Annotated in this window: 1 protein-coding gene; it reads right to left on the bottom strand. The window is 62.7% G+C overall.

The annotated features are described in order from the left end of the window. Nucleotides 1-855: MFS transporter (locus OC605_RS27990; protein ID WP_262140510.1), on the bottom strand; the 855-nt coding region annotated here is incomplete at both ends.

Raw genomic sequence — 855 nt, 5'->3', positions numbered from 1 at the left:
ACGTCAGCCAGGTCATCAGCGCCGCCAGCACCAGCAATGCCGCGCTGGCGAAAAACGTCAGCCGATAACCGCTGCCGTCGAACAGCAGACCACCGATGGTAGAACCCGAGGCAATCGACAACTGCACCACCGCCACCATCAGCCCACCGCCGGCTTCGGCATCGTCGGGCAGCGTGCGCGCCAGCCACGACCACCAGCCCACCGGCGCGGCAGTGGCGACCAATCCCCACAAGCCCAGCAACACGAATGTCGCGACCACTGAACTGCCCATCCCAATGAGCGCCACCGCGATCATCGCCATCAACAGCGGGATGGCGATCACCACGCGATATAGCCCCTTCTTCAGCACCGACCCGATGATCACCGTGCCGATAAACCCGGTCACACCAATGACCAGCAGGATGATCGACAGCATCGAAACGTCGACCCGCGTCACGGTCTCCAGAAACGGTCGCAGGTAGGTAAACAGAACAAACTGGCCCATGAAGAACAGCCCGGCGCCGAGCATGCCCAACGCCACACGGCGGCTTTTGAACAACGCAAAAACATTGGCTGCGCTGGCTTTGCGTGGCGCGGCCGGCAGCGCGGGCAAGCTGATCCATTGCCAGAGCAGCGCAATCAGCGCCACCGGTATCAGGCAGAAAAATGCCCCGCGCCAGCCAATCACGCTGCCCAGATAACTGCCCAACGGCGCCGCCACGACGGTCGCCAGGGCATTGCCGCCGTTAAAAATGGCCAGCGCCTTGGGCACGCTGGCGGAGGGTACCAGACGCATGGCCAACGCCGCCGACATCGACCAGAAGCCACCGATTACCACGCCGATCAATGCGCGACCGATCATGTACACCGTGTAAT

Origin of the sequence: Pseudomonas sp. Marseille-Q5117, assembly GCF_946901175.1 — a bacterium.
Classification (GTDB): Bacteria; Pseudomonadota; Gammaproteobacteria; order Pseudomonadales; family Pseudomonadaceae; genus Aquipseudomonas; species Aquipseudomonas iranensis.
Note: the sequence above shows the minus strand (reverse complement) of the source record. Positions and strands in the feature narration are given on the sequence as shown.